The organism is Amycolatopsis roodepoortensis, assembly GCF_014873915.1.
In the GTDB taxonomy this organism is placed as follows: Bacteria; Actinomycetota; Actinomycetes; order Mycobacteriales; family Pseudonocardiaceae; genus Amycolatopsis; species Amycolatopsis roodepoortensis.
In genome coordinates this window covers 2,355,243-2,377,847 of sequence record NZ_JADBEJ010000005.1, presented here as the reverse complement: position 1 = coordinate 2,377,847, position 22,605 = coordinate 2,355,243, and the positions used below count along the sequence as shown (strand labels likewise).

Annotated in this window: 24 protein-coding genes; 13 read left to right on the top strand and 11 right to left on the bottom strand. The window is 68.8% G+C overall.

The features are described 5' to 3' along the window. Positions 1-21: 21 nt before the first annotated feature. Entirely contained in the window at positions 22-834 is an 813-nt protein-coding gene (locus H4W30_RS30580) for an AfsR/SARP family transcriptional regulator (RefSeq protein ID WP_192745950.1), read from the bottom strand. Between the two features lie 164 nt (positions 835-998). Then, entirely contained in the window at positions 999-1,604 is a 606-nt protein-coding gene (locus H4W30_RS30575; protein WP_192745949.1) for a response regulator transcription factor, read from the bottom strand. A gap of 439 nt (positions 1,605-2,043) precedes the next feature. Between H4W30_RS30575 and H4W30_RS30570 the strand changes: the two genes are divergently transcribed. Then, positions 2,044-3,039, top strand: a complete 996-nt coding sequence (locus H4W30_RS30570) for a DUF1702 family protein (RefSeq protein WP_192745948.1) — start codon at positions 2,044-2,046, stop codon at positions 3,037-3,039. Positions 3,040-3,115: 76 nt separating this feature from the next. On the opposite strand, the gene H4W30_RS30565 is transcribed toward H4W30_RS30570, so the two are convergent. Beyond that, entirely contained in the window at positions 3,116-3,814 is a 699-nt protein-coding gene (locus tag H4W30_RS30565) for a helix-turn-helix transcriptional regulator (protein ID WP_034313799.1), read from the bottom strand. A gap of 466 nt (positions 3,815-4,280) precedes the next feature. Between H4W30_RS30565 and H4W30_RS30560 the strand changes: the two genes are divergently transcribed. Continuing rightward, positions 4,281-4,886 carry a response regulator transcription factor gene (locus H4W30_RS30560; RefSeq protein WP_192746871.1) on the top strand — a complete coding sequence of 202 codons (606 nt, stop codon included), beginning with the start codon at positions 4,281-4,283 and terminating at the stop codon, positions 4,884-4,886. 12 nt (positions 4,887-4,898) lie between these two features. On the opposite strand, the gene H4W30_RS30555 is transcribed toward H4W30_RS30560, so the two are convergent. Further along, the gene (locus tag H4W30_RS30555; protein ID WP_192745947.1) at positions 4,899-5,978 is read right to left on the bottom strand and encodes a carboxylate-amine ligase; all 1,080 of its coding nucleotides are present in this window, start codon (positions 5,976-5,978) and stop codon (positions 4,899-4,901) included. Positions 5,979-6,111: 133 nt separating this feature from the next. Here H4W30_RS30555 and pip point away from each other — a divergent pair, with 133 nt between their 5' ends. Next, entirely contained in the window at positions 6,112-7,047 is a 936-nt protein-coding gene (pip, locus tag H4W30_RS30550; RefSeq protein ID WP_192745946.1) for a prolyl aminopeptidase, read from the top strand. A gap of 641 nt (positions 7,048-7,688) precedes the next feature. Here pip and H4W30_RS30545 read toward each other — a convergent pair. Then, complete coding sequence (locus H4W30_RS30545) at positions 7,689-8,945, bottom strand: HNH endonuclease signature motif containing protein (protein ID WP_192745945.1); 1,257 nt, start codon at positions 8,943-8,945, stop codon at positions 7,689-7,691. Between the two features lie 477 nt (positions 8,946-9,422). After that, a complete protein-coding gene (locus H4W30_RS30540; protein WP_192745944.1) occupies positions 9,423-10,232 on the bottom strand; it encodes a DUF4097 family beta strand repeat-containing protein in 810 nt (269 codons plus the stop codon). 174 nt (positions 10,233-10,406) lie between these two features. Between H4W30_RS30540 and H4W30_RS30535 the strand changes: the two genes are divergently transcribed. Both H4W30_RS30535 and H4W30_RS30530 read left to right on the top strand, forming a co-directional pair. After that, positions 10,407-10,709 (top strand): hypothetical protein, encoded by a 303-nt coding sequence (locus tag H4W30_RS30535; protein ID WP_192745943.1) that lies wholly within the window; start codon positions 10,407-10,409, stop codon positions 10,707-10,709. 6 nt (positions 10,710-10,715) lie between these two features. Next, a complete protein-coding gene (locus tag H4W30_RS30530) occupies positions 10,716-11,762 on the top strand; it encodes a WXG100-like domain-containing protein (RefSeq protein ID WP_192745942.1) in 1,047 nt (348 codons plus the stop codon). A gap of 38 nt (positions 11,763-11,800) precedes the next feature. Here the strand turns inward: H4W30_RS30530 and H4W30_RS30525 are convergent, their stop codons facing one another. After that, the gene (locus H4W30_RS30525; protein ID WP_192745941.1) at positions 11,801-12,214 is read right to left on the bottom strand and encodes a VOC family protein; all 414 of its coding nucleotides are present in this window, start codon (positions 12,212-12,214) and stop codon (positions 11,801-11,803) included. Positions 12,215-12,319: 105 nt separating this feature from the next. Between H4W30_RS30525 and H4W30_RS30520 the strand changes: the two genes are divergently transcribed. Both H4W30_RS30520 and H4W30_RS30515 read left to right on the top strand, forming a co-directional pair. Then, positions 12,320-13,174: a sigma-70 family RNA polymerase sigma factor gene (locus H4W30_RS30520; RefSeq protein ID WP_192745940.1), complete on the top strand. Its 855-nt coding sequence runs from the start codon at positions 12,320-12,322 to the stop codon at positions 13,172-13,174. Positions 13,175-13,179: 5 nt separating this feature from the next. Further along, on the top strand, positions 13,180-13,572 hold the full coding sequence (locus tag H4W30_RS30515) for a VOC family protein (RefSeq protein WP_192745939.1): 393 nt from the start codon (positions 13,180-13,182) through the stop codon (positions 13,570-13,572). On the opposite strand, the gene ligD (H4W30_RS30510) is transcribed toward H4W30_RS30515, so the two are convergent. After that, positions 13,550-14,515, bottom strand: coding sequence for a non-homologous end-joining DNA ligase (gene ligD / locus H4W30_RS30510; protein WP_192745938.1), 966 nt, complete (start codon positions 14,513-14,515; stop codon positions 13,550-13,552). The genes H4W30_RS30515 and ligD (H4W30_RS30510) overlap by 23 nt on opposite strands. A gap of 45 nt (positions 14,516-14,560) precedes the next feature. Between ligD (H4W30_RS30510) and ligD (H4W30_RS30505) the strand changes: the two genes are divergently transcribed. From ligD (H4W30_RS30505) to H4W30_RS30485, 5 genes are all read left to right on the top strand, one after another. After that, complete coding sequence (ligD, locus tag H4W30_RS30505; RefSeq protein WP_192745937.1) at positions 14,561-15,478, top strand: non-homologous end-joining DNA ligase; 918 nt, start codon at positions 14,561-14,563, stop codon at positions 15,476-15,478. A 60-nt stretch (positions 15,479-15,538) separates the two neighbouring features. Then, entirely contained in the window at positions 15,539-15,811 is a 273-nt protein-coding gene (locus H4W30_RS30500; protein WP_192745936.1) for a hypothetical protein, read from the top strand. A 105-nt stretch (positions 15,812-15,916) separates the two neighbouring features. Next, positions 15,917-16,450, top strand: a complete 534-nt coding sequence (locus tag H4W30_RS30495) for a MarR family winged helix-turn-helix transcriptional regulator (protein WP_126730007.1) — start codon at positions 15,917-15,919, stop codon at positions 16,448-16,450. A gap of 79 nt (positions 16,451-16,529) precedes the next feature. Next, positions 16,530-17,894 carry a pyridoxal phosphate-dependent decarboxylase family protein gene (locus H4W30_RS30490; RefSeq protein WP_192745935.1) on the top strand — a complete coding sequence of 455 codons (1,365 nt, stop codon included), beginning with the start codon at positions 16,530-16,532 and terminating at the stop codon, positions 17,892-17,894. Between the two features lie 32 nt (positions 17,895-17,926). Continuing rightward, a complete protein-coding gene (locus tag H4W30_RS30485; protein WP_192745934.1) occupies positions 17,927-19,315 on the top strand; it encodes an amino acid permease in 1,389 nt (462 codons plus the stop codon). On the opposite strand, the gene H4W30_RS30480 is transcribed toward H4W30_RS30485, so the two are convergent. After that, positions 19,293-20,264 carry an ROK family transcriptional regulator gene (locus H4W30_RS30480; protein ID WP_192745933.1) on the bottom strand — a complete coding sequence of 324 codons (972 nt, stop codon included), beginning with the start codon at positions 20,262-20,264 and terminating at the stop codon, positions 19,293-19,295. The genes H4W30_RS30485 and H4W30_RS30480 overlap by 23 nt on opposite strands. Before the next feature lie 8 nt (positions 20,265-20,272). After that, complete coding sequence (locus H4W30_RS30475) at positions 20,273-20,695, bottom strand: winged helix-turn-helix transcriptional regulator (protein WP_192745932.1); 423 nt, start codon at positions 20,693-20,695, stop codon at positions 20,273-20,275. 55 nt (positions 20,696-20,750) lie between these two features. On the opposite strand from H4W30_RS30475, the gene H4W30_RS30470 reads away from it, so the two are divergent. Then, complete coding sequence (locus H4W30_RS30470; RefSeq protein WP_378234888.1) at positions 20,751-22,241, top strand: MFS transporter; 1,491 nt, start codon at positions 20,751-20,753, stop codon at positions 22,239-22,241. Here H4W30_RS30470 and H4W30_RS30465 read toward each other — a convergent pair. Continuing rightward, a complete protein-coding gene (locus H4W30_RS30465; protein ID WP_192745931.1) occupies positions 22,181-22,579 on the bottom strand; it encodes an SRPBCC domain-containing protein in 399 nt (132 codons plus the stop codon). The genes H4W30_RS30470 and H4W30_RS30465 overlap by 61 nt on opposite strands. Between the last annotated feature and the right edge of the window lie 26 nt (positions 22,580-22,605).

The window sequence follows — 22,605 nt, the reverse complement described above, 5'->3', positions numbered from 1 at the left end:
GGTGGTGGCGGTGGTGCGCGGTCAGCGGACCGGGTGTCCCTCGGAAAGCAGTTCGCGGTGCAGCTCTCGCAGTTCGGCGCTGGGTTTCACCCCCAGTTCGTCCTCGAGCCTGGAGCGCAGCCACTCGTAGGACGCCAGGGCGTCGCTGCGTCGTCCGCTGAGCCCCAGTGCGCGGATCAGGTGGGCGTGCAGGGTTTCGTCGAACGGGTCCGCGGTGGTCAGCGACCGCAGCACGCCGAGCATCTCCCGGTGCCTGCCGGCGCGGATCTCGGCCTCGATCCACAGGTCACGGGCATCGCGCCGCTCCTCCAGCAGATAGACGGTGTAGGCGGCGAGGGTCGGTCCACAGTGGATGTTCGCCAGCGGGGGGCCGGACCACAGGTCCAATGCGGTACGGAAGGCGTGCGCGGCCGCCGCGTCGTCGCCTGCTTCGAGCAGTTCGCGGCCGAGCCGGTGGAGCCGGTGGAATTCCGCCACGTCGACCACACCCGCGTCGATCTCGAGCCGGTAGCCGGGCGGGCTGGTGACCAGCAGATCGCCGGTGCCGCCGGGGTCGAGGTGACGCCGGAGGTGGTGGACGTAGGTGTGCAGGGCCCGGCGGGCGCTGCGGGGCGGGGCTTCGTTCCACAGCTCGTGCACGAGGGAGTCGACGTGGACCGTCCTGCCGGGGCGGATGAGCAGCATCGCCAGCAGTTGCAGGAGTTTCGGCGTGCTCGGCGCGCGATCGGCGGCACCGACGTGCAGTTCGAGCGGGCCGAGGAGACGCGCGCGCACGCCGTGCGGCGCATCGGTCGAGGCGACCGTGTCACCCGGTTCGATCGTCATCGCGTGCATCCCCTGCCCCTCCGGACTCCCCCTCAATGACAGTGACAGAGGCGGAACCTTCGGAACAGTGCCGGAAACACCCGGCGGGCCGTGATTTTTTCTTTGCCCCGTATGCGATCGTCACGACTTGGAGCACTGAACAGGTTGTGGCAAAAGAGAAGACGCGAACCGGGTCAGAGCCAGTCCGACTCGCGGGCGATGCGGATGGCGTCCACCCGGTTGCGGGCGTTGAGTTTCGTCACCACGGTGGCGAGGTAGTTCCGGACGGTTCCCGGAGACAGGAACAGTTCCGCCGCGATGTCGGCGACCGTGCGCCCGTTCGCGGCGAGGCGGAGGATCTCGACCTCCCGCGGGGTCAGCGGGCAGTCCTCGGTTTCCCATGCGGACAAGGCGAGTTCGCTGTCGATGACCCGGCGGCCGGTGGCGACCGAGCGGACCGCGTTGGCGAGTTTGTCGGCGGGCGCGTCCTTGAGCAGGAAGCCGTTGACCTTCGCGTCGAGCGCGCGGCGTACGGTGCCCGGACGGCCGAGCGACGTGAGGATCAGCGTGCGGACGTCCGGAAGTTGCTGGCAGAGTTCGGAAGCGGCGGTGATCCCGTCTTTGGCGGGCAGATCGATGTCGATGATCGCGACGTCCGGCAGGTACTCCGCCGCCATCGGGAGGATCTTGTCGCCGGAACCCACCTCCGCGACGACCTCGATGTCTTGTTCGAGATTCAGCAGGGCCACCAAGGCGCCGCGGACCAGGTGCATGTCCTCGGCCAACAGGACTCGGATCACTCCGACCTCCTCTTCCCCAGAAACACGGTAACTCTCAGTGTAGCCAGCAAACCCGTAAGAGTGAATCTGATTCGCACGATACAAGGTTGTGCATTTTCCGGTGGCAGCTTCGCCATGATCGATCCCAGGGTGAGCTGCGACGATGGCGTGGCTTCGAGGGTGGTGAAACTGCGAGCGATCGATTACTCTACGTCATGTAAGAGGTTGGCAAAAAATGGTGTCCCAAGTGGTTTTCATTCCCTGTTGAGTACCTTGCATTCCGGTGAATTGATCCGGCGAACGGGTGAACCCGCCCTTTCCGGCAGCCCGGGATGGCCTGTTCGGCGGTACCGGTGCCGATCTCGATCGGACGTCGAGCGTGGAGAGACCGCGCCGTGGTGTCCTCGGCACGAGCCGGTTTCACGCGCGAATTCGCCACTATCCACAAAGGACGTATGTGATGAGCTCATTGCTGGGTGCTCTGCGTAGGGTGTTGTTCGCGCCTTCGCTGGCTTCGGTCGGTTTCGAGGGGCGCGGATTCGGAGTGCCGCCGACGCCGGCGACCGCACGCCTGGAGTCGATCCCGCAGTCGGTGGTGTGCGGGTTCGAATGGGGGATCGACGCGCCGGCGCTGTGGGAGGCCGAACGGCGGCTGGACATGGTCGAGCCCGAGATGCGCGGGTTCGCCTACGAGGGCGCGGCGATGGCGTTCACCATCCTCGACGTGATGCCCGGCGGCCGGAAGGACCGCACGGCCGAACTGATGAGCGGCCCCGGCCTCCCGCACGTCTTCCTGACCTACATCGGCATCGGCTTCGCGATGGCCCGGTTGCCCCGGCCGCTGTGGAAGAAGGTGCTGCCGGAGCTCGACGGCGTCCCGTTCCACCCGACGATGAGCTGGCTGGCCGTCGACGGTTACGCCTTCGATCGTGCCTACTTCGACACGGACAAGTGGGTCGGTGGGCAGTTCGTGCCCAAGACGTACCCGTGGGCGGGCGCCCCCGAGTACTTCCCCCGCGCGTGCGACCAGGGCATCGGGCGGGCGTTGTGGTTCATCAACGGCGGTGATCCGGTGAAGGTCGCCGAGGCGGTGGACCGCTTCCCCGCCGGACGCCGCCCGGACCTGTGGAGCGGCGTCGGGCTGGCCTCGACCTTCGCGGGCGGCTGCGACCAGGCCGGGCTGGAGAGGCTGCGCGAGGCGGCGGGTGAACACCAGGACGAACTCGGTCTCGGCGTCGTGTTCGCGGTGAAGGCGAGGACGTTCTCGTCGTTCGTCCCCCCGCACACCCGCCTGGCCGCGCGGACGCTCGCCGGGCTGAGCATCGAGGAGGCCGTCGACCTGGCCGACTCGACCGAGGTCACCGAGGACGCCGCGGACGGGACGCCCGCGTACGAGCTGTGGCGGCAGAACATCCGGGACGGTCTCGCCCCGTCGGCGGGCCGCCTGGCCGCCTGAGGCCCCTGGATGTCGTGAAAGGGCCGTTCAAGACGTCGGCGTCTTGAACGGCCCTTTCACGGCACGCGGGGGAGGCTCAGGCCGCCTGCCTGACCGGCTGCGGCCGGTGCCGCAGATCGGGGAGCGCGAGCAGGACCGGCGGGTCGAACAGGCGCTTGGGGCGCACGCGCAGGTCCGCCAGCCGCGCGGTGACGCCCGGTTCGACGGTGATCGGCCCGTGGTGCCCGGTGAGCCCGGTGCCGCGGCGCGTGAGCGGCCCGGTCACGCAGTGCGCGACGAGGTGCCAGGTGCCTTCCGGGACGTCGGTCAGCTGATAGGGGCCGGGGACGTCGATGACCGTGTGCCGCACGGGCGCGCCCTCGGGGATACGGGTCGGGAAGAGACCCACGAACACGAGGCCGGGTGAGATCTCCGGCGGCGCGGACACGAAACCGCGGACGATCGCCGGCTTCGCGCCGGGCAGGGGTTCGCCCGCCAGACGGTGCTGGAAGCCGCCCTGCCGGCGGTACGCGGAGGGAGAGAGGCCCACGCGGTTGCTGAACCGCGTGCTGAAGGTGCCGACACCGTTGTAGCCGACGCGATGGCTGATGTCGGCGACCGAGATCGAGGTCGTCAGCAGCAGGCGTTTGGCCTCGTCGAGCCGCAGCGCCGACAGGAACCGGCCGGGAGAGACGCCGGTGGCCTGCTGGAACACCCTGCTGAAATGGAATTTGCTGAAGGTCGCGGCGCGGGCGATGTCGTCGATAGTGAGCTCTTCGCCCAGTTTCTCGTGCATGGCCCCAATGGCTCGCTCCACGGCTCGCCGGACAGTCTCATCCATTGTGCCGTCCTTTCGCTCGAGGATTTCTGGGATGTTTGCGGTTTCCGACACTACTGTTCGCCGCCGCTACTCCTGAAGTGCTGGATTCATCGCCCGATATGGAATCATGTGCGCGGCGACGTGAAAATTTCACGGTCGCCCGGCGCACGGCCCGAGCATGCGAAAACCACGGTCCGGCAATGGTGCGCGCACTGGATCCCGGCGCCGGGCGGCCGCAGAATTCCTGGTAGCGCATTCACGTCGGAACCCCCCGACCGTGTTGGCGTGGTGCGAAGAACGTATTCCCGCGACAACACAGAACCGGCTCTTGACCGCGCACCCCTCGGTGGTCAAGGGCCGGTTTCCATTTCGCGGAACGGGTGTGTGAGGATAGTATCGTCGGCTCGGGGGAGCGACGCGGGCGGAAAGGCAGATGGGGTCGATGATCAAGGTCCTGGTGGCCGAGGACATGCACATTGTCCGGGGGGCACTGGTCGCGCTGCTCGGCTTGGAAGCCGACATCGAGGTCGTCGCCGAATGCGCGAGCGGCGACGAGATCCTCCCGCTCGCCCAGTCCACGCGCCCCGACGTCGCGCTCATCGACATCGACCTGCCGGGCAAGGACGGCCTCACCGCGGCCGCCGAGCTGCACGAGCTGCTTCCCGGGGTCCGCACGCTGATCCTCACCTCGCTCGGCAGCCCCGGCACCCTGCGGCGGGCGCTGGCCGCGAAGGTCAACGGCTTCCTGCGCAAGGACGCGCCCGCCGACCGGCTCGCCAACGCGGTCCGCGGAGTCGCCGCCGGACGGCGCGTCGTCGACGGCGATCTGGCGCTCGCCGCCTGGGACAGCGAGGATTGCCCGCTCACCACCCGCGAGATCGAGGTGCTCCGGCTGGCGTCGGTCGGCTCCGACCCGACCGAGATCGCCGCCGAGCTGTTCCTGTCCGCCGGTACCGTGCGGAACTACCTGACGACGATCGTTTCGAAGCTCAGCGCCCGCAACCGGGTCGACGCGGTGCGGATCGCCAGGGAGTCCGGCTGGCTGTGACGCTGGGGCGGCTCACCTGGCCGGGACGGCCATCGTGGCGTGGGCGAGCTCCGCGGCGAACTCGCCGGTGGAGGCCGCTTCCGCGAGCAGCCGGCGTTGCCGGGCCGCGCCGGTGCCGTGGTCGAACAGCGCCTCCAGCCCACGTTCGACGTCCTCCTCGTCACCCGCCGCCCTGAGCGCCGGCCGTACGAATTCGACGAGCTCACCGAGCAGATCGCGCTGATCGGCCTCCCCGCCGGTGAAGACGTCGACGCCCGGCCCGTCCAGTCCCCGGCGCGCGGCCGCCGTCAAGGCCGCGCCGATCCGGGTACCGCGGGCGCGCGGCGGCCTCGTCGTCGCCGCGCAGGTCGCGACCAGCCCGCGCACCAGCGCGGCGAGCAGCACCGCGTCGTCGACCGACAGGCAGACGTCGGCGATCCGCACCTCTACAGTGGGATATCGAGGGGAAAGGCGGGCGTAGAAGTACACCCCCGCCGCGTCGAGGGCGGCGCCGTGGCGCACGGCCTCCCCGATGCTCCGGTCGTACGCGGCCGCGCCGGACCATTCGTCGGGTGGCCGGGCCGTCGGCCACCGGTCCCAGAGCGGGAAGCGCCTGCTCGACCAGCCGGAGTCGGCGCCGTTCTCGACCGGGGAGTTGACACTGAGCGCCAGCAACGGCGCGAGCCACGGCCGCAGCCCGGCGAGAACCCGTGCGCCCAGATCCCGCGACGGCAGCCCGACGTGCACATGACAGGCGCATGTCCCCGCCTCGCCGATCAGGTCCGGGAACGCCTGCGCCATCCGCCGGTACCGGGGCTCGGGCGTGAGCGTGTCTCCCCGCAGGCCGCCGGGCGGGATCCCCGTCGCCGCCATCAGGCACCCGTCGGCCCGCGCCGCCGTCGCGACGATCTGCCGCAGCCGCGTCAGTTCCGAGCGCACCTCGTCCAGGCCGCGGCAGACGCCGGTCGCGGTCTCGATCTGGAACCGCATCAGCTCACCGGAGACGTCCGGCCCGGGTGGGAGGCTTTCGAGTAGTTCGGGAGCCCGCAACGCGACCGAGCCGTCCACCGGGTCGAGCAGGACGAACTCTTCTTCCACACCAAGGGTGAACATGGTTCCCCGTTCCGTGGTTTTCGCCGGTGACACTGAATCTGCCCTCTCGGACGCGGCGAGGAAAGGGCCGGTGTGCTGAACTTCGTTGCGGCGAAAGTGTTTCGTGGCCTCACTGACGGTCTAGCCTTGGTTCATGATCGATCTGTACCCACCGGCCGAGCCCTACGACAGCGGGCTGCTCGATGTAGGTGACGGCAATCTCGTCTACTGGGAGACCTGCGGGAATCCAGCCGGGAAGCCGGCGGTCATGCTGCACGGCGGCCCCGGACAGGGCTGTACGCCGGGCATGCGGCGGATGTTCGACCCGGCCCGCTACCGTGCGGTGCTGTTCGATCAGCGCGGCTGCGGCCGCAGCACCCCGCACGCGAGCGACCCGGCGACCGGCCTCCGGCACAACACGACGGATCATCTCGTCGCCGACATGGAGCGGCTGCGGAAGCATCTGGGGATCGAACGCTGGCTCGTCACCGGAGGCTCGTGGGGCACGACGCTCGCGCTCGCCTACGCCGAACGGTTCCCGGAGCGGGTCACCGAGATCATCGTCAGCTCCATCAGCACGACACGGCCATCGGAGATCGACTGGCTGTATCACGGTGTCGGTCGGTTCTTCCCCGAAGAATGGGCCCGCTTCCGCGGTGATCTCACCGGCGACCTCGTCGCCGCCTACGCGCGGCTCATGGAAGATCCCGACATCCGGGTGCGGACCGAGGCCGCCCGCTCCTGGCTCGTCTGGGAGGACACCGTGCTGTCACTGGAGCCCGGCGCGACAATCCACAATGGACCGATCGGCGAGTGGGAACTCGCGTTCGCCCGTATCGTCACGCACTACTACTCCCACGCGGGCTGGCTGGAGCCCGGCGCGCTGATCCGCGACGCCGGTCTTTTGCGGGACATTCCCGGCGTGCTGATCCACGGACGGCGGGACCTGAGCTGCCCGGTGGACACGGCCTGGGAACTCGCCCGAGCCTGGCCCGGCGCGGAGTTGCTGATCGACGACGACTCGGGACATCACTCGAGCGACGTGAAACGAGCGTGGAAGCTGGCGGCGCTGGATCGATTCGCGGGCTGAGGTTTGGGGCTGGGGCGACCGGTTGCGGCCGTGTGAATTTCGGGTCGCCCAACGCGACATATCCACACAGTCGGCTGCTACGGCGACAGACCGTTTGCCTTAGCTCTCAAGGGAAAGTAGTCGGTTCCGTACCTGGCCGAGCTGGGCAAGGCTCACTCCGCCTTTCAGGCAAGTACGCGTGCACACCTCCATGACGGTCGTCAGATGGGCCAGCGTCCGGAGAATCGTGGCGCCAATGCTTCCATCCGTGAGTGCGTAATCCTCCGCGGCCCGCGCTGCAGTGAACCGCAGGAGGATCGGGCGGTGCCTCACCCAGCTGAACGAAGGTTCGTGATCCGGGTTGGTTTTCGTCGAGCATGGTTCGGTAGGCGTCCGGCATCGTGGTTGCCTTGTTCGTCCAGTTCGGCGATCAGGGGAGTGTTGCGGTGCACGGGATCGCCGGCGAACGGGCTGGGCTCCGACACGGTCTCCTGTGCCCACCGAAGGGACGGAAAAGCGCGCCGAAACGGACCCGTCGGCCATCGGCCGAGGGTAATTCGCCTACGTCGCGGCCGTTGAGGCAGCCATTCCAAGCCGGCTTCATCAAGGCCCTCCAAGGTGAGTTCGTCGCCGAGCTTCGGCGATTTCTCGCAGGGGTCGGCCTATGTTCTGAGGTGCATGGTGTTGCGTCTTGGTGTGCCGGTGGGGTCGAGGTAGGTGGGTGGGGTGAATTCGGGGAGTCCGTCTTGGGCGATCTGGACTTTCCATTCGCTGTGGTGGATGAGCCGGTGGTGTTTGGTGCAGAGCAGGACGAGGTTGTCGATCTTTGTTTCGCCGTGGTGGCGCCAGAAAACGATGTGATGGGCGGTGCAGCGGGGTACGGGCATGTCGCAGCCGGGGAAGGCGCAGCCGCCGTCGCGGAGGGTCAACGCGTACTTCTGCGCGAGGGACACAGTGCGTTTCGATCGGCCGATGTCCAGCGGTTCGCCTGCGGTGCCGAGGACGCCGGGGCGGACGCGGGCGTCGCAGGCGAGGATGCGGGCGTCGGTGGCGCTGATCGGGCCGACCAAATCCAAATGTGCTTCGCCGATGTCCCGGATGAGGTCGTCGTAGGACATGGTGATGAGGATGTGGGTGGCTTCGCCGGCTTGGCCGGGGAGGTTGCGGCTGGTGGTCTTCAATCGCACGTAGTCGGTGAAGGCATCCCCATAGCGTTCGTCTTGGGTGCGGGAGTCCCGGACTCCGTCGATGGCCTTATGAGGCTTGGCCATGGGGTCTAGGTCGGATTTCAGGCGGGCGTAGGTTTCCAGGTCGAGGGTGCCTTTCAACCCGAGGGTGCCGTCGCGGTGTTTGACGAACCGCAGCTCCGGGCGGGTGTCTTTCGGGTCCTCGTTGCGGGGTTCTTTGCCGTCGGGGTCGAGTTCGTCGAGCAGGCGGCGTCCGGCGCGGGCGATCTGCCGCGGTCCCGCCCGACGCGCCAACTCGACAAGGATCGCCTCCCCGGCCCGAACGTCGTCCTCGGGCACGGTGGAGGGGATGCGCGCCAGGGTGCGGATGATCGCGTCGATCTGGCTACCGCCGATCGCGCCCTCGGCGGCGGCCTGGGCGGTCAACGGCGCCAAGGGTGGTTCGGGATCTCCGCCGATCGCGGGGCCGGGATGTAGAGCGAGGACGCGGTCGGCGCGGGCACTGGCTTCCTTGTCGGTCACCAGGAAGTCCTCGAAAATCAGTGCCGCCAACGTCGAATGACCACTACACCCACGCACCCCACGGGAATTGATTTCCGCCAGGATCGCATTCTGCTCCGCATCCGCCCGTCGCTTCAGGATTTCGAGTTCCTGTTTGCGGGCATGCAGCGTCGCGGTATCGACGCGCCACCACTCGGTGGACGTCTCCTGGGGTGCATCGTCGCTGGCCACAACACCAAGCTACTCCGATTCGAACACCTGTGCTAGCTCAAACGGCCCAACACGGAAAATTGGCGAAAATAGGCTGCGAAGCGTTCTTAAGGGGTGCGAAGGAGGGTTAACGACTGAGGGGAACGAAGAGCCCAAAGGGAGCGAAGTGTTCTTAAGGGCAAGGCCCGGCGAGACGACGTGTCAGTGATGAAATCTCGAAGCGCTGAAGTGCGGGATCGAGCCATCGCCATCGAAGAACGCGAGGCAAGCGAGTCGAATCCCCGCCGAAAAATGGCAACAGCGAAGGAAGTCTTAAGTAGCGAAGCGCCTTAAACGTGCGAAGAGAAGTCAAAGGCGTCCGCATCCAGCAATCGAGACACTCGATGCTCCGAACCCCAGCACCCACCGGTGTCAGCCTGCTCTGGCCACTTCAAACGAAAGCAACGCGCAAGGTGGTCGCAATCAGCCGACTGATTGCGACCACCTCGGACCCCGGGGTCACGCGGCGCGGTGGATCACGATGTCGTCGAGCCGCGTGCGCGCGTGGACCTTGACGCTCCCGCCGGCGGCGACGGAGTTGCGCACGGATCCCTTGGTGCTCTTGGCATCCACCGACGCGGCGTCCGCGTCGACGCCGACCTCGATACCGCCGGACGCGTTCGCCAGCTCGGCGGAACCGCGCGACAGCCGTCCGACGCGGATCGGGCAGTTGGCGGCCTGTGCGACGACGTCGCCGTCGGCGCGGTCGATGTCGAAGCTCCCGCTCGAACCGGAAAGGTCGACGTCGGACCGGGCGTGCCCGATCCAGACCTTCCCGGTCGCACCCGAGTACTTGACGACACCGCCGGCCTCGCCGATCCGCACCCCGGCGGAGCCGCCTTCGAGGTCCGTGGTCCCGGCGACGTGCCCGATCTCGACCTCACCGGCCGAGAGGTTGCCTCGCACCGCCGCGGCGTGCTCGATCCGGACCTGACCCGACGACATTTCCAGCGCGCAGTCGCCGAACTGCCCTTCGGCGTTCACGTCCGACCAGGCGGTGTTCAGGACCAGCCGCGAACCGGTGGGCACCTCGATGGTGATCGCGACCGAGCCGTTCTTGCCGCCCGCCTTCTTGGTCTCGATCGACAGGTTCCCGGCGTCGAAGCCGACCTTGGTGTTCGCGGCGACCTTCACGTCGGACTTGCTCGCGGCGTCGATCGGCTCGACCAGCACCACCGTGTCCGGGCGTTCGCTCGCGGCGACGCGCACCCGGGCACCGGCGATGGTCAGCGTGGCGGTGATCGGCTGCGGCGTGGGGAAGACAGACATTTCGAACTCCTTGGTGGTGGTGATCTCTCGTTGTGAAAGCAACGATCGCCGACCGTCCTGACACCGGACCGCCACGGCACTGACACGCCGAAGACACGGTCTGGCCGGTACAGGCCACGACGGCCCGGCCCTCGCGGGGCGGCCGGAGAATCGCCCGAAGGGAAGGGAGGCCCGATGTCCGTCGACATGGATATCACCACGGTGAACCGGATCGGGGCACAACTCGTCGCGATCGGTGACGACATGGAACGCGAGTGGGGCAAGTTCCGCCGGACCATCGAATCCGAGCGGGCCGGTATCGGCGTCGACCCGCTCGGCACGGCTTTCCTCGGCGGATACCGGCCGTCGGAGGTCTCGGTGCTGAGTCACGCCGATCCGCTCCCGGCACTGTGGCAGGCCGACGGCCACGGAGCGAAGATCTCCGCGGCGACCTATGCCCAGGCGGATCGGGACGCCGCCGCCGGGCTCGGGAAGTAGGCCCGGATGGTCGTGCCGCCGCCGAACAACGCCCACGGATTGTGGGCGGCCGTCAGAGCCGAGATCGAAGCGGTCCGGGGGAGCCGGGAGCCCGCGATGGCCTGGCCGGACACCGACGAGGACAAGGTCCAGGCGCTCGCGGTCGCCTGGCGTGACGCCTCACTGGCGTTCGCGCCGGTGCGGGTCGAGCCGGGCGACATCCGGGACGCGTGGCGGGACAAGGCCGGCGAGATGTTCGCGCAGCGCGTCGAGGGCACGATACGGACGACCACCAACGTCAGGGCGAGCTGTCAGCAGCTGTTCGACCACGTCAGCCGGTTCGCGTCGCTGGTCGCGCAGGTGAAGGAGTCCATCCGCGCGACGGTCGACGACCGGGAGCAGCCCTACGCGAACATGCGGAACGAAGAGGAACGGCGCGATTTCGTCCTCGTCGTGGCCAACGCGGTCCGGGACCTGCTCACCGCGGGCGTCGCGGCGGTCGAAGGCCTCGATTCCGGCGTCACCACTCAGAACGCTTCGGAGAACCCGGTCGCCGAATACGACGCCATTCTCGCGTTCATCACCGACGAGATGGTGCGCAACGGGCAGTCGCCGGAGCTCCAGAACATCCGGGATCTCTTGAAGGACAAGGTGAATCCCTTCACTTCGATCGCCGACAAGGCCGAGGCGCTCAAGGCGTGGTACGACCTCGTGAACACCGGCGCCCAGTGGGACCACAAGGGCCGGATCCTGGACATGACCACGGGGGACAACACGTTCACCCCGCTGCCGGGGCTGCAGGGACAGATCCGGTACGACGTCTGGTCGAACATCCACTACGGGTACGTCGGCACCCTCGGGGGAATCGACGAATGGACCCTGCACGCCGGCGCCAACGCCGCCGACTGGAAGGACGGCCATCCCACCGATCCCGCCGACCAGGCGGCCGTGCAACTGGGGATCGACCTCGCGCACGAGTACGGCCCGGGTGCGTTGACCCCGGAGGCCGTCACCAACGCGATCCTCGACCGCCGCGAGAGATTCGAGCAGGCGGACGCCATCCGGCCGCTGTGAGCCTGGCTCCTCGCGCGGGGCCAGGCTCACAGCGGTGATCACTCCGCGTACGGCTGATCCGCGCCCTTGGGGCTGTAGCTGATGCTCCAGATGTAGCCGTCCAGGTCCGCGAAGGTGCCGCCGTACCCGCCCCACGGCAGGGCGCCCGCGGCTTTCAGGATCGTGGCGCCCGCCTTCTCCGCCTCCGCGACGACCTCGTCGACGCGGGCTTCGCTACGGACGACGTAGGTGAGGACCAGCCCGCTGAACCCGCTGCCTTCGGCGCTCGTGCCCACCTGGCCGGCCAGTCCCTCGCGGCCGTAGAAGCCGACCAACGTGCCGCCGTCCGGTTCGAAGAACACCGAGACGCCGTAGTCGTCCTTGATCTTCCAGCCGAGCCCCTCGGTGTAGAACGCCTTGGACCGGGCCAGGTCCTGGACACCGAGGAGGATCGAGCTGACGTGCGCTTTCATGATGTTCTCCCGTGGACTCGAAAGGGTGGTCGGACCGGCGATGTCACATCGGGACGGGTTCGCCGGTCATTCGATGTGACCGACCCGGACGGAGGAATGTGACAGATGGCCGAGCACGATTGGGTGAGCGAGCGGTTCGCCGAGCACCAGAGCCGCTTGCGGGCGGTGGCCTACCGGATCCTCGGCTCGCCCGGGGAGGCCGAGGACGCGGTGCAGGAGGCGTGGCTGCGGGTCAGCCGCGCGGACACCGGCGAGATCGAGAATCCGGCGGGCTGGCTGACCACGGTCGTCGCCAGGGTGTGCCTGAACATGCTGGAATCCCGCCGCGCCAGGCGGGAGGAGTCCGCCGGGGCGTTGCCGCCCGAACCCACCGCGCCGGTCACCGGCCGGCAGGACCCGGAGGACGAGGCGTTGCTGGCCGACTCGGTCGGGGTCGCGCTGATGGTGGTGCTGGACAGGCTGACCCCCGCCGAGCGGCTCGCGTTCGTGCTGCACGACGTGTTCGCCGTGTCGTTCGGTGAGATCGGCACCGTCCTCGGCCGTTCCCCGGCCGCGTCCCGGCAGCTCGCGAGCCGGGCACGGCGCCGGGTGCGGACCGCCTCCGACGAGACCGACGCCGCGCGATCCCCGAAGCGGGAGGTCATCGCCGCCTTCCTGGCCGCTGCCCGGAACGGGGATTTCGAAGCCCTGCTCGAACTGCTCGACCCGGACGCCGTGGTCGGCGAGGTCCGCGGCGGCCAGGCGGTGGCTGCCTTCTTCTCCGGACGCGCCGAGGCGGCCCGGCTCGCACTGGTCGACGGCGTTCCGTCGGCCGTCTGGTCGCATCGCGGCGAGGCGAAGGCCGTCTTCACGTTCAGCTTCGGCGACGGGAAGATCACCCGGATCGACATCGACACCGACCCGGAGAGCCTCCGTGGGCGCGAGATCGCCTTCCTCAGCGCCAAAGTCAGCGAGGTCTGACCGGCATGGAGCTCCGGTTCTCCTCCTGCACGCTCGTCGTCCACGATGTCGGCAGCGCTCTCGGCTTCTACCGTGACGTGCTCGGCTTCACCGTGTGGGACGACGGACCGGTGAGTGTCGGTCCGCCTTCGCAGCCGGACGTGCGGATCGTCCTCGAACCGCCCGGCCGGGGCGCCTCACCGGCGGACCGGTCCGCGATCGAAGACCTGATGGCCAAAGCCTTGCTGAGCCGTCTCGTCTTCGCGACCGACGACTGCGACGGCACTTTCGAGCGCATCGAGGCCGCGGGCGCGGAAGTGATGCAGGAACCGATCGACCGGTCCGGCGGAGTCCGCGATTGTGCCTTCCTCGACCCCTCCGGCAACATGCTTCGGTTCATCCAGCGGAGGGAAACTTGACGTCCTCCGGCGTCTTGTCCGCCCGCAGTCCTCGCCAGGTCGTGTGCCGCAGACGGCCGTCGGGCGTCCAGTTCCGGTGCACGACCTCCCCGACGAGTTCGGGCTCCACCCAGTGCGCCCGCCGGGCCCGGTCGCGCGGGACCTCCGACGCGAACGGTGGCTTCTTCCGCTCCAGCGGGGTGAGCCGGGCGTGCAGGTCTTCGAGGACCTTGTCGCTGAATCCGGTCCCGACGTCGCCGATGTACCGAAGGTCGCCGGCTTCGTCGTGCGCGCCCAGCAGCAACGCGCCGAGCGTCCCCGAACGCCGTCCATCGCCGGGCCGCCAGCCGCCGATCACGACCTCCTGGGTGTGCCACAGCGCCCGTTTGATCCATTGGCGTGTCCGCTTGCCCGGGTGGTAGCGGCTGTCGAGCTTCTTCGCGATCAGCCCTTCGAGCGCGTGCTGCCGGACGACGTCGAGCAGCTGATCGGGGGAGATGTCGTCGTCGGTGTAACCCGGTGGGATGGCGATGCGGCCATCGGCGCCCAGGGAGGTCAGCACCTCGCGCCTGGCCTCGTACGGCTCGTCGAGCAGGTCGTCACCGTCGAGGTACAGCACGTCGAAGGCGAAGAAATGCACCGGGCTGCGTTCCAGCAGGGACGCGTCCGGGGTGCGCAGATGCCGGGTCTGCAACAGCGGGAAGCTGGGCCGCCCCTGCTCGTCGAGGACGACGATCTCGCCGTCGAGGACGGCTTCGTGCCCGCTCAGTGCTTCCGCGGTCACGTCCGGGTACGTCGCCGTGACGTCGAGGCCTCGGCGGCTCGTCAGGCGGGTCTCGCCGTCCCGCGCGACACGCAGGCAGCAGCGGTAGCCGTCCCATTTGTATTCGTAGCCCCATCCGCCGGTGGGCAGGTCGCCGTCGGTCGCCAGCATCGGGGCGATCGCGTCCGGCACGGAGCTCATGCCTCACGGTACCCGGAAATCCCTTCGGTCCTCTATCGTCGAAGGGTGCCTGAGCAGCGGATGACGGTCGAGGTCGAGGGGCGGCGGCTGGGCTTGTCCAATCTGGACAAGGTGCTCTACCCCGCGCATGGTTTCACGAAACGCGAGGTCCTCGACTACTACCGCCGGATAGCCCCCGCCATGCTCCCCCATCTGCGTGACCGCGCCGCCACGTTCCGCCGGTTCCCCGACGGCGTCGACGGCGAACCGTTCTACGAGAAGAACGTTTCCCGGCACGCCCCCGATTGGGTGCGCACGGCGAAGCTCACCAACCGCGGCCGTCGTGGCGGGGAGGAGACGCTCGACTACCCGGTGGTCGGCGACCTGCCGACGCTGATGTGGGCGGCCAATCTCGCCGCGCTGGAACTGCACATTCCACAGTGGACCGTCGGCCCGCGCGGCGCGCGGAGATCGCCCGATCTGCTGGTGTTCGATCTCGATCCGGGGCCGCCCGCGGACGTCGTCGACTGCTGCCGGGTGGCCGAGATCCTCAGCGACCTGCTGACCGGGGACGGCCTGACGGTGTACGCGAAGACGAGCGGCAACAAGGGAATGCAGTTGTACTGCCCGGTGCGCACGCGGTCGGACGAACGCACCTCCGAGTACGCCAAGGCCGTCGCGGAGGAGCTGGCGCGCCGCTCACCGGAAACCGTGGTCGCCAAAATGGCGAAGGCCATCCGCCCCGGCCGGGTGTTCATCGACTGGAGCCAGAACAACACCGCCAAGACCACCATCGCGCCGTATTCGCTGCGGGGCCGCGCCATCCCGACCGTCTCCACGCCGGTGACCTGGGAGGAGGTCGAAGCCTGCCGCAAGGCCGAGGACCTGCTGTTCACCGCCGGCCAGGTGCTCGAGCGCGTCGAGGAGATGGGCGACCTGTTCGGCGACATCACCGAGCATCGCGCGGCCGTACCCCAACGGTGACCGGGGTCATGTTTGAACCATCGCTGACGGGAAACTCCCAGGTCAGAGGAGTGACCCCGAATGAACGAGAGAGCGCAAGACCCCGAAGGCCTGTCGCACCGGGCCCTGGCCATGCTCCGAGCCGTGGCACAGGGACGGGCTGAAATCACCGTCAGCCTGGAGCCGGATCTCTATGTCGACGGCCTGCCGTGCAGCGACCAGAGCACGGCCCACCGCCTCGCCCACGCCGGCCTGATCCGGCTTCCCGCCGGTGGTGTTCCCGGCAGCCGGGTACCGGCGGAATTGTCCGAAACAGGACAAGAGCTCGTGGAGCCGCTGGCGACCGCCGCTTGACCTCCGAAAGGCCACTGTGGACTCACGCCCGTTCCGCATACGATCTGCGGAGCGGGTGCGCGGGGGTGCGTGCCCACCGGGCTGGTACCTCCGGGGCCGGTGAGGATGTGGCTGTTGACCGGGTATCACACACTGGCCGAGACCGAGACCGCCGTGCGGGCCAAACTGGGCGGTATCCCGCTGCTGTGGGAGCGGATGGAGGCGGTGGCCAATCTCCACCGCGCCGCGACGGCCGTCCGGCTGCATTTCGAGAACTCGGTCCTGCGCACGGCGGGTCTCACCTGGACCGCGTTCGTAGTGCTGTGGGTGGTGTGGATCTTCGGCGAGAAGGAGACCAGGCACGTCGCCGCCGAGTCCGGCATCACCAAGGGAACGCTCACCGGCGTCATGAAGACCCTGGAGGCGCACGGCCTGGTCACCCGGCGCAAACATCCGGTGGACGGACGATTGGTACTGCTCGCGCTGACCCCGGAAGGGGAACGGCTGATGCGGGAACTCTTCCCGGAGTTCAACCAGGAGGAAGCGTTCGTCACCGCCCGGCTCAGCCCCGAGAAGTGCACCGAGCTGGCCGCTTCGCTGCGGGAGATCGTCCGGCAACTGGAGGAGAAGGGCGAGGAGCGGCGGACCCGCAAGATCTGACCCCTACCGAAGACGGTTGCGCGCGGCCTTCACCGGCTCCTACGTTTTTTGGAGCCGAACGAAGCGAAGGGCGTGCTCGATGGACTTCCGGTACTGGCTCGGTCAGGCGTTGACGTCGAACGAGGCGTGGGCGGAGACGTTCGCCGCCTTCCGGCAGCATCCGTCCCTGGAGGTCTCCGACGGGCGGTTCGAGGCGGCGTTCGAGGAGCTCACCGAGCGGCTGAAGGACAACTACCCGTTCTTCCACCCCTCCTACGCCGGCCAGATGCTCAAACCGCCGCATCCGGCCGCGGTCGTCGGCTACCTGGCCGCGATGCTGGTCAACCCCAACAACCACGCGCTCGACGGCGGCCCCGCGACGGCCGAGATGGAACGCGAGGTCGTCCGTCAGCTCGCCACGATGTTCGGCTACCCGGAACATCTGGGGCATCTGACCACCAGCGGCACGATGGCGAACCTCGAAGCGCTGTTCGTCGCGCGGGAAACGCATCCGGGCAAGGGGATCGCGTACAGCGCCGAGGCGCATTACACGCACGGCCGGATGTGCGGCGTGCTCGGCGTCGAGGGACACACGGTGCCCGTCGACGCGCGCGGCGCCATGGACCTCGACGCGCTCGAAGACCTGCTGCGCACCGGGAAGATCGGCACCGTGGTGCTCACCGCCGGCACGACCGCGCTCGGCACGGTGGAGCCGGTCCACGAGGCGCTGGCGCTGCGTGAACGCTACGGCGTCCGCGTGCACGTCGATGCCGCCTACGGTGGGTTCTTCCGGCTTCTGTCCGGTTTGGACGGTCCGGAAGGGCTCCCCGAAGCCCCGTGGCTCGCCATCGCCGAGGCCGATTCGATCGTCATCGATCCGCACAAGCACGGCCTCCAGCCCTACGGTTGCGGCGCGGTGCTGTTCAAAGATCCCGCTGCGGGCCGGTTCTACCTGCACGATTCGCCGTACACCTACTTCACCTCGGAAGACCTGCATCTCGGCGAGATCAGCCTCGAATGCTCCCGGGCGGGGGCGGCCGCCGCCGCGTTGTGGCTCACCTTCCGGGTGCTGCCGCCCACTCCCGAGGGGCTGGGCCGGGTGCTCGCCGCCGGGCGCCGCGCGGCGTTGCGGTGGGCGAAGCTGCTGGAGGACTCCGAGCGGTTCGACCTGTACCAGCCACCGGAACTCGACATCGTCACCTACTTCCCCCGCACGGAACCGTTTTCGCTGTCGAACATCGACCAGGCGAGCGCGCGGATCCTGCGCAACGGCATGGCCGCGGCGAGGGAGCCGGTGTTCCTCAGCACGCTGCGGGTGAGCGAGCCGCAGTTCGGTCTGCGTCACACCGGGGCCGACGCGGATGCGGACGGCGCGAGGATCCTGCGTAGCGTGCTGATGAAGCCCGAAAGCGAGGACCACGTCGACCGGCTCCACGAACGGCTGGAAGAGTTGTCCCGCGGTTGAGCTCCCGCGTACCGCAGACGAATGGATCCACCATGCCCGCACCAGGTCCCGCCGAACCCGTGACCGCGACCGAGACCAGGTCGCTCGGCACCGGCTTCCGGCGGCGGCACGTCACCATGCTGGCCATCAGCGGGGCGATCGGCGCCGGGCTGTTCGTCGGCACCGGCGCGGGGATCAAGACCGCGGGGCCGGGCATCCTGCTGTCGTACGTGGTCGCCGGCCTGCTCATGGTGCTCGTGATGCGCATGCTGGGCGAGATGGCCGCCGCCGAGCCGAGCAGCGGTTCGTTCTCGGTGTACGCGGAGAAGGCGCTCGGCCGCTGGGCCGGGTTCACCGTCGGCTGGCTGTACTGGTCGCTGCTGGTGGTCGTGGTCGCGGCCGAGGCCACCGCGGCGGCGGGGATCGCGAACGGGCTGCTGCCGCAGGTTCCACAGTGGACCTGGGTACTGCTGTTCATGGCGGTGCTCACGGTGGTGAACCTGTTCGCGGTGCGCTCGTTCGGGGAGTTCGAGTTCTGGTTCGGCGCGATCAAGGTGACCGCCGTGGTCGCCTTCCTCGTCCTGGGCACGCTGGCGGTGTTCGGGATCCTGCCGGGTACGACGCCGGTCGGCCTGGACAACCTCACCGGGCACGGTGGTTTCCTGCCCAACGGCCTGCAGGGCGTGCTGACCGGTCTGCTCGCGGTCGCGTTCTCCTTCGGCGGCATGGAACTGGTCACCATCGCCGCGGCGGAGTCCGACGACCCGGCGGATTCGATCCGCCGCACCACGCGCACGGTCATCGTGCGGCTGCTGCTGTTCTACGTCGGTTCCGTGGCGCTGATGGTGCTGTTGCTGCCGTGGGAGACCGCGTCGGCCAACACCAGCCCGTTCGTGACCATCCTGGAGCGGATCGGGGTGCCGTCGGCGGCGCTCCTGATGAGTTTCGTCGTGCTGACCTCGCTGCTGTCGGCGCTGAACGCCAACCTTTACGGCGCCTCACGGATGGTGTTCTCGCTGGCCGAACGTGGCGAAGCGCCGCGCGCGATGCTGAAGCTGTCCGGCGCAGGCGTCCCGCGGACGGCGGTGCTCGCGTCGGTGGCCTTCGGTTTCGTGGCCGTACTGCTGAACTTCCTCGCCCCCGAACACGTCCTGCCCTTCCTGCTGAACGCCATCGGGGCGAACATCCTGCTCGTCTGGATCTTCGTCGCGATCTCGCAGCTGCGGCTGCGGAAGGCGGCGGAACGGGACGGCACGGCCGCGGACCTGCCGGTACGGATGTGGGGTTTCCCTTGGCTCAGCTGGGTCGCGCTGCTCGCGATGGCGGGCGTCCTCGTTCTCATGTGGACGGACGCCGATGCGCGGACGCAGCTGTTCACCAGCGGCGCGGTGGCCGTGCTGATCGTGGTGATCAGCCTGCTCAGGCGACGTCCTCGACACTGAACAGGTCGCGCTCCACCCGGTTCAGCGCCAGCCGGACCGCGCCGAGCGCCACCGAGTCCTCGCCGAGCGCCGAGGTCTCGACGCGCACCGGGAACAGGCAAAGCCGAGCGAGCTCGGTGCGCAGTTTCGCGGTCAGATCGCCGGTGCCGCCGATCACCACCAGCTGCGGATCGACGGCGAGGACGGTGGCGGCGACGAGCTCGGCGAACCCGCCTGCCGGTCGCAGGGCGCCGATCTCGCCGGCGGCGCCGTGGTGGCCCGCGTGCAGCTTCCCGCCGAGCAGCAGGCCCAGCGAGACGGTGTGCCCGGTCCGCACGTAGACGACGTCGTCGACGCCGCGCGCGGCACCGCGCCAGTGTTCGGCAAGCGTGGCGAGTTCGGTGTCGTTCCCGGCCAGCACCGGGCAGCCGCCACCGAACTCCGCGGGCAGGTCGACGCCGGTCCAGCCGGGAAGGCGGTAATTGTGGACGACCTTGCCGCCGGACACCACGCCCGTCGTGCCGATGCCGAGCACCCGCACGCCGGCGTGACCTTCGAGGGCCGCGGCGAGCACCCGATGCGCCGTGGCGAGCCGGGTGGCCGCGTCCGTCTCGGGGGTGAGCCCGGTCTTCGCCCGTCCGACGACCTCGCCCCGCAGGTCGGCGACCAGGCACAACGCCTGACGCGGGCCGATCTCGAGGCCGGCGACGTGCCCGGACTCGTGGCGGAAGCGGTACCGCTTGGCGGGCCGCCCCACCGGCCGCGGCGCGCCGGGCGGAAGCGGGACCTCCTCGACCAGCCCTTGTTCCCCGAGGTCGGTGGCGATCTCCTCGACCGTCGGACGGGAGACCGCGCTCGTCTTGACCAGCTCCGCGAGGGTGAGTTCCTCGGCCTCGTACAGCGCCCGCAGGACGGCGATGGCGTTGAGCCGCCGCAGCAGTGACGGATCCCCTCCGGACAGTCTGGCCATGCGGCTCCCTAGACGGCGGCGCGTTTGTCGTACTGGGCGCGCGCGAGGGCGATCTCGCCCTGGTGGTCCTCGGTCCAGGTGACCAGCGACTGGATCGTCTTGTGCAGCGTCATCCCCAGCGGCGTCAGCGCGTACTCGACGCGGGGCGGCACCACCGGGTAGACGGTGCGGCTCACCAGCCCGTCTCGTTCGAGATGGCGCAGCGTGGTGGTGAGCATGCGCTGGCTGATGCCGTCGATCTTGTACTTGAGCTCGGTGAACCGCAGCGTGTTCCGGTCGAGCAGCGCGATCACCAGGAGCGACCATTTGTCCGCCACCCGGTCGAGGATCTGGCGGACCTCGCAGTCTTCGCGCGTGTCCCACTGGAAGGCCTCGTAGTCCTCCTCGGTGAGTTCACAACGACTAGGTGAGTTCAAAGTGCCTTCTTCCATGGTCGTCGATGGTGACGGAAGATCCCCTTGGTTACAAGAGGGAACCGACCGGCTGATGGGTAACCGTCGGTTCCCGTTCACTGAGGGAGATCCGATCTTGAGCAACTCGCAAACGCTTCCGCGCGCCGACCGGATGGGCGGGCGGGCCTGGGGCGTGCTCGTGGTGCTGTGCGGCGCCATCTTCCTGGAGGGCATCGACGTCGCGATGCTGAACGTGGCGCTGCCGTCCATCCGGGCCGAACTCGGGCTGTCGACGGCGACGTTGAGCGGCGTCGTGAGCGCCTACGTGCTCGGCTACGGCGGGTTCATGCTGCTGGGCGGGCGCGCCGCCGACATGTACGGCCGACGTCGCATGTTCATCGCCTGGCTGGTGGTGTTCCTCGTCTTCTCCGGGCTGGGCGGGTTCGCCACCGAAGGCTGGATGCTGCTGCTCGCCCGGTTCGTCACCGGCGTCGCCGCGGCCTTCATGACCCCGGCCGGGCTGTCCATCATCACCACGAGCTTCGAGGAAGGCCCGAAACGCAACAAGGCGCTGCTGTTCTACGCCGGCACCGGGGCGGGCGGCTTCTCGCTCGGCCTGGTCATCGGCGGCCTGCTGACCAGGATCGACTGGCGCTGGGTGTTCTTCACTCCGGTGATCCTGTCCGCCGTCATCCTGCTCGCCGCGCTGTGGCTGATCAAGGAACCGGCGGGCGAGGAACGCGTGCCGCGTCGCCTGGACCTCCCCGGAGCGCTCACCGTGACCGTGGCGATGCTGCTGATCGCCTACGCGGTGGTCCGGCTGGAACACCCCGGACAGGGCTGGGGCTGGACCCTCGCGTCGTTCGCCGGGGGAGTGGCGGCGCTGACGGCCTTCGTGGTCGTCGAACGCCGCTCGCCCGCGCCGCTGGTGCGCCTCGGCATCCTGAAGTCGGGTCCGCTGGTGCGGGCGAACGTCAGCGCCCTGCTGTTCGCCGGATCGTTCTTCGGGTTCCAGTTCCTCGTCACGCTGTACCTGCAGGAACTGCGGGGCTGGTCGACGCTGGAGACGAGCCTGGCGCTGCTGGCCGTGGGGATCGACGCGATCCTCGCGCCGACGCTGACCCCGCGGCTGGTGGCGAGGTTCGGCAACACCCGGCTGATCTTCGGTGGACTCGTGCTCGCCGCCGTGGCGTACGCGCTCTTCCTGCCGCTGGACCTGGACTGGACGTACGCGGCGATGTTCCCGTCGATGATCATCCTGGGGCTCGGGTTCGCACTCGCCTACGGTCCGCTGACGATCGTCGCCACCGACGGGATCGCCGAGGATGAACAGGGCCTCGCGGGCGGCCTGCTGTACACGGCGTTCCAGTTCGGCGCGGCGCTCGGGCTGTCCGCGGTGACCGCCGTCAACGTCGCCGCGCTCGGTGACGGTTCGCGAGAGGCGGCGCTCGGCGGTTTCCGGGCGGCGCTGGTCGTGCCGCTGGTGATGGCCGTCCTCGCCGCGATCGTCATCGCGTCCGGCCGTCAGCGCGTTTCGGCGAAGGAAGCCAGGTTGGCCAGCGAAGAGGCGATCCCGGCTTCGTGATCCGCCAGGCTCCAGGTCATCGTCATGGTGCCCGCGAACGCTGGGTCTTCGGACTCGAAGACGGCCCGCTGCACCACACGTTCGGCGGGCACCAGCTCGGCGAACCCGACTTCGACGACGTCCGTCGCGTCCGACGACTTGCCGGGCGCGGCGGACGCGTCGAGGTAGGTGAGGATCATGCGGAAACCGCCGCCTGGCCGCGGATCCCAATGCTCGATCCGGCCGCGCATACCTTCGGGCGGGAGCCAGGATTCGAGCGACTCCCGGTCCAGGAGTGCCCGGTAGACGGTCTCGGGCGGGGCGGCGATCGTCCGGCTGCCGCTGTCGATCCTGTCCATGGCGCCGAGTCTAGGGCGCCCTGCAC